This window comes from Actinosynnema sp. NPDC023658, from assembly GCF_040639995.1.
GTDB lineage: Bacteria > Actinomycetota > Actinomycetes > Mycobacteriales > Pseudonocardiaceae > Actinosynnema.
Window position 1 is genome coordinate 1 of sequence record NZ_JBFAAX010000381.1, and the last position, 4,485, is coordinate 4,485.

A 4,485-nucleotide genomic window follows, 5' to 3' on the forward strand; every position below is an offset into this window, starting at 1 on the left:
AGCTGCTTTCTGTGCTGGTCGGGGCCCGGGGGGGGCTGCGGGGTGTGGTCGGGGGCGACCCGGGGCCGCCGGCCCCCGAGCGCCTCACCCCGATCCCGGTGGGACGCCGCAGTCGGTGCGCTCAGCGCAGGCTGAGCGGGCGCAGGTCGGTCCAGTTCTCCTCCACGTAGGCGATGCACGCCTCCCGCGGCCCGGGGCCGAACCTGCTGGTCCAGCCGGCCGGGACGGCGGCGAACGACGGCCACAGCGAGTGCTGGCCCTCGTCGTTGACCAGGACGTGGAACCGACCTTCGGGGTCGTCGAACGGGTTGGTCACGGCAGGATCCCTTCGTGGTTCGGCGGGTTCAGCTGATCAGGGAGGCGCTTACCGCGTACTCCGGCTGCGCGGGCACCGCGGGGGCGCGGCGGCCGAGCACCGACCGGAGGATCTCCCCCACCCGCACCGAGGTGTTGGACAGCAACGACGACGAGATGCCGTGCGTGTGCTCGGTGCCGCCCTGGAGGTAGAGGCCCGCCACGAGGTCGTCGGCGGTGTCCAGGCGGTAGTCGCGCCCGACGCCGAGCCGGCCGTGCGCGTCACGGGCGCAGTGCCCGGCCAGCTCGCCCAGCAGCGCGGTCGGGTCGGCCTGGTGGTAGCCGGTGGCGTAGACGATCGCGTCCGCGTCGAGCACCTCGTGCTCACCGGTCGCCAACGACTCGACGGTCACCACCACGCCGTCCCCGCGGTCGTCCAGCGCGGCCACCCGGGAGAGGTTGAGCATCCGCAACCGCTGTCGCCCCACCACTTTCTCGCGGTACGCCCGCCGGTACAGCTCCGCGATCAGCTCGTGGTCGACGACCGCGTAGTTGGTGTTGGCGTGGTACTCCATGAGCCTGCGCTTGACCGGCTCGGGCGCGGCGAAGTAGTCGTCCACGGCCGCGGGGTCGAAGATCCGGTTCGCGAACGGGCTGTCGTCGGCGGGGCTGTAGCCGTAGCGGGCGAACACCGCGCACACCTCGGCGGACGGGAACCTCTCGTGCAGGAACGCCGTCACCTCCGCGCCGCTCTGCCCCGCGCCGACCACGACGAGCCGGCGCGGGTCGGTCAGGGACTCGACGCGGTGCAGGAAGTCGCGGTTGTGCCAGACCCGTTCGGAGGGCCGGACGCCGTCCGGCAGCGCCGGGCGCAGACCGGTGGCCAGCACCAGGTTGCGGGCGCGGCGCACCTCCACCTCGCCGCCCGAGGTGCGCGAGACGACGTCGAAGTGCGTGATCAGACCGTCCTCGGTCACCGGCCGCACGTCCACCACGTCGTGGTCGTAGGACACCAGGTCGTCCACGCGCCCGGCGGCCCACTCGAAGTAGTCGTGGAACTCGACCCGCAGCGGGAACACGGTCTTGTGGTTGACGAAGTCGACCAGGCGGCCCTTGCCGTGCAGGTAGCTCAGGAACGTGAAGTCGCTGTTCGGGTTGCGCAGGGTCACCAGGTCCTTGAGGAACGACACCTGCATGGTCGCGTCGTCGATCAGCATCCCGCGGTGCCAGCCGAACCGGGGTTGGCGTTCCAGGAAGTGGGCGGTCACCACGTCCTCGGCCCGCGCGGCGGCGTTGTGCTCGGTGACGGCGATGGCGAGCGCCAGGTTGGACGGCCCGAAGCCGACGCCGAGGACGTCGAAGACCGGTGGCTGTGGCATGGCTGTCCCATCGGTGCGACAACAAGGTGATCGAACTTAGGACACCCTAACCTAAGTCGTCGTCCCGCGGGAGTGATCCAGACCTCTTGAATTAGTAGCCTCACCTTCCTCTCGGCGGAAGGCGGGGCCCGGAGGCGGGGTCGCGCCCGCGCCTCGCCCCGGCCGTTCCGCTCCGTCTCCTTTGGCCGTCTTGTTTGGAAGGTGAGGCCGAAAGGAGTCGTTGATTCCCCCGAAACACTCCGTAACGTTCCGGGCACAGACGGATGCCGCCCCTTCGTGGTGAGCCGCCGGCACGACGTCTCCCCCCAAGACCGGAAGGAACGCTCATGGCCGGAACAGCCCGGTTGTCCGTCGCCGTCGCCGCACTCGCGGCCCTCGCGGCGCTCGTCACGGTCCCCGCCATCACGACGGCGCAAGCCGCGCCGGAGGCCGCCGCCACGGCGGTGAAGGTGATGCCGCTGGGCGACTCGATCACCGACGGGGTCGGCATGCCGAACGGCGGCGGCTACCGGATCGACCTGTGGCAGAAGTTCGTCGCCGGTGGCTACACCATCGACTTCGTCGGCTCGATGACCAACGGCCCCAGCACCCTCGGCGACCGCAACCACGAAGGCCACTCCGGGTGGACCATCGCCCAGATCGACGCCAACGTCGTGAACTGGCTGCGCACCTACACCCCGCGCACGATCCTGCTGCACATCGGCACCAACGACATCTACGGCAGCGACCCCGGCGGTGCGCCGCAGCGGCTGGCGGCGCTGGTCGACAAGATCACCGCGCAGGCGCCGGACACCGAGCTGTTCGTCGCCACCATCATCCCGTTGTCGTTCAGCGACAACATCGTGCGCACCTACAACGCCGCCATCCCCGGCATCGTGCAGAACAAGGTCAACGCAGGCAAGAAGGTCCACCTGGTCGACATGTACCGGGCGCTGACCACCGCCGACCTGTCCGACGGCGTGCACCCCAACGCGGGCGGCTACAGCAAGATGGCGACCACGTGGTTCAACGCGCTGCGCGCCGTCCCCGGCAGCATCAGCGACGGCACCACGACGACCACGACCACCAGTACGACCACAACCACGTCAACGACCACCACGACCACGACCACCACCACGACGCCCGTTCCGGGAGCGTGCACGGCCGTGCACCGCACGATCGGCACCTGGCAGGGCGGCTACCAGGCGGAGGTCACCGTCACGGCCGGGGCGTCCCCGATCACCGGGTGGACCGTCCGGTGGGCCCTCGCCTCCGGCCAGGGCATCAGCCAGGTCTGGGGCGGCGAGTCGGGCACCAACGGATCCTCGGCGGTGTTGCGCAACGCCGCGTGGAACGGATCCCTCGCGGCGAGCGCGTCGACGACGTTCGGCTACATCGGCACCGGCAGCGCGACCACGCCGGCGCTCACCTGCACCAGCCCCTGACGATCCGCGTTCCCGGGATGACGTGCTGCGGGCTCGTCCGCACCACGTCATCCCGGCGTGGCTCCACGCGGGCCTAGAAGAGGACGATCAGCAGGACCACCGCGAGGACGATGGCGATGATGGTCGGGATCATTGCGGGCGACCGCCGGTAGTGGCTCTGCACCGAGGTCGTGCGGAACCAGGTGTGCGGCACGCGGCGACGGTGTCGCTGAACCCAAGGCATATCGGCTCCCAACATCGTGTTGTCCCCCATGCTGGCTCTTGACATACCCAGTACCGACCGTCCGGACACCTCCGTGTGATGTGGCGCCGCGAGCGGTATGCCCGTGGCGAAACGGGGTACGGTCCGCCGGCGGCGCGGTTTAGCTTGGTGCGCGTGGAGATCATCGAAGTGGTGCCGGGGTTGCGGATGCTGCGCTTCCCGATCGGCCAGGCCTACGTGTGGCAGGACGGCGACGCGTTGACCGTCGTGGACACGGGAACCACCGGGCACGCGGCGCAGATCGCCGCGCTGGGCCGGATCGAGCGGATCGTGCTGACGCACTGCCACGACGACCACATCGGCTCCGCCGCCGAGCTGCGCGAGCTGACCGGGGCCCCGGTGCACGCGCACCCCGCGGAGGCGCCGGTGATCCGGGGCGACGCGCCCCCACCGCCGTTCGACATCCCGCCCGAGGAGCGGGAGCTGTTCGACCGGATCACGCCGGGCGTGCCCCTCGCCCCGCGATCACCGGTGGACCGCGAGGTGGACGAGGGCGACGTGCTGGACTTCGGCGGTGGTGCGCGGGTGCTGTCGATCCCGGGTCACACGCCGGGCAGCATCGCGCTCCACCTGCCGGAGCACGGGATCCTGTTCACCGGCGACACGGTGGCCACCTGGGACGGCGCGACGATCCCCGGCGTCTTCAACTCCGACCGGCCGCGGCTGCTGGACTCGGTGCGACGCCTGCTCGACCTCGCGCCGGACGTCCTGTGCGTCGGCCACGGCGAACCGCTCCTGACCGGGAACCGCCCGACCTGACCGATCCTGGTCGCGGTCGGCTGTTCCCGGGTGTTCTTAGCGGTTCCCGTCGTCGGCCGGGGTCCGCTCAACCCGACCGGCGCGCGACGAACGCCGTGGGCAGGACGACCGGTTCGGACGCCGGGGCCGCGCCTTCCAACCGCGCCAGCAGCAGGCGGGCGGCGGCTTCGCCCATCTCCCGCATCGGCTGCCGCACGGTCGTCAGCTCGGCGTGCGCGGCGATCGGTATGTCGTCGAAGCCGACGACCGCGACGTCGTCGGGCACCTTGCGGCCGGCCGCGCGGAGGGAGCGTACGACCCCGAGCGCGGGGAGGTCGTTGTGGGCGTACACCGCGTGGTAGCGGAGGCCGGTGGGCGTCAGCGTCTC

The 4,485-nt window shown here is 71.0% G+C and carries 5 protein-coding genes; 2 read left to right on the forward strand and 3 right to left on the reverse strand.

The window, feature by feature from the left end:
- Window positions 1-121: 121 nt before the first annotated feature.
- Both AB0G02_RS26965 and AB0G02_RS26970 read right to left on the reverse strand, forming a co-directional pair.
- Entirely contained in the window at window positions 122-316 is a 195-nt protein-coding gene (locus AB0G02_RS26965) for an MbtH family protein (RefSeq protein WP_360798869.1), read from the reverse strand.
- Window positions 317-344: 28 nt separating this feature from the next.
- Window positions 345-1,673: a lysine N(6)-hydroxylase/L-ornithine N(5)-oxygenase family protein gene (locus AB0G02_RS26970; protein ID WP_360798872.1), complete on the reverse strand. Its 1,329-nt coding sequence runs from the start codon at window positions 1,671-1,673 to the stop codon at window positions 345-347.
- A 326-nt stretch (window positions 1,674-1,999) separates the two neighbouring features.
- Here AB0G02_RS26970 and AB0G02_RS26975 point away from each other — a divergent pair, with 326 nt between their 5' ends.
- Together AB0G02_RS26975 and AB0G02_RS26980 are read left to right on the forward strand one after the other, a co-directional pair.
- On the forward strand, window positions 2,000-3,097 hold the full coding sequence (locus AB0G02_RS26975) for a GDSL-type esterase/lipase family protein (protein WP_360798875.1): 1,098 nt from the start codon (window positions 2,000-2,002) through the stop codon (window positions 3,095-3,097).
- 376 nt (window positions 3,098-3,473) lie between these two features.
- Entirely contained in the window at window positions 3,474-4,118 is a 645-nt protein-coding gene (locus tag AB0G02_RS26980) for an MBL fold metallo-hydrolase (RefSeq protein WP_360798878.1), read from the forward strand.
- A 67-nt stretch (window positions 4,119-4,185) separates the two neighbouring features.
- Here AB0G02_RS26980 and AB0G02_RS26985 read toward each other — a convergent pair.
- Window positions 4,186-4,485 (reverse strand): substrate-binding domain-containing protein (locus AB0G02_RS26985; protein WP_360798881.1); only part of this gene is annotated, 300 nt, incomplete at its 5' end.